The organism is Mesorhizobium sp. M4B.F.Ca.ET.214.01.1.1 (assembly GCF_004791545.1).
GTDB lineage: Bacteria > Pseudomonadota > Alphaproteobacteria > Rhizobiales > Rhizobiaceae > Mesorhizobium > Mesorhizobium abyssinicae.
On record NZ_SRUX01000048.1, the window covers coordinates 1 to 895 of the forward strand.

Genomic DNA, 895 nt, shown 5'->3' on the forward strand with positions numbered 1-895 from the left:
TGCCCGTGCTGCGCGTGCCGGACGAGTGCGCCTACTACAAGGAAGATGCCGGCAAGATGATGCTCGGCGCCTTCGAGCCGGTGGCCAAACCCTGGGGCATGGACGGCATTCGCGAGGATTTCTGCTTCGACCAGCTGCCCGAAGACATGGATCATTTCGAGCCGATCCTCGAAATGGGCGTCAACCGCATGCCGATGCTGGGCACCGCCGGCATCCACACCTTCTTCAATGGTCCCGAGAGTTTTACACCCGACGACCGCTACTATCTCGGCGAGGCGCCGGAACTCTCCGGCTACTGGATGGCAACCGGCTACAATTCGATCGGCATCGTCTCCTCCGGCGGCGCCGGCATGGCTTTGGCGCAGTGGATCAACGATGGCGAGGCGCCCTTCGACCTCTGGGAGGTCGACATCCGCCGCGCCCAGCCCTTCCAGAAGAACCGCCGCTATCTCAAGGAGCGCGTCTCCGAAACCCTCGGCCTGCTCTACGCCGACCATTTCCCCTACCGCCAGATGGCGACGTCGCGCGGCATCCGCCGCTCGCCGTTGCATGAGCATCTGAAGGCGCGCGGCGCCGTCTTTGGCGAGGTCGCCGGCTGGGAGCGTGCCAACTGGTTCGCCCGCGACGGCCAGGAGCGCGCGTACCGCTATTCCTGGAAGCGGCAGAACTGGTTCGACAACCAGCGCGAAGAGCATCTGGCGGTCAGGAACGGCGTCGGCCTGTTCGACATGACCTCGTTCGGCAAGATCCGCGTCGAGGGCCGCGACGCCTGTGCCTTCCTGCAAAGGCTCTGCGCCAACGACATGGACGTCGCGCCGGGCAAGATCGTCTACACGCAGATGCTCAACGCCAAGGGCGGCATCGAGAGCGACCTCACCGTGTCGCGCCTGTCGGA

At 65.0% G+C, this 895-nt stretch carries 1 protein-coding gene; it reads left to right on the forward strand.

Annotated elements, in window-relative coordinates; translation table 11 throughout:
• A partial coding sequence (locus tag EN857_RS33225) for an FAD-dependent oxidoreductase (RefSeq protein WP_135897668.1) occupies positions 1 to 895 on the forward strand: 895 nt, incomplete at both ends.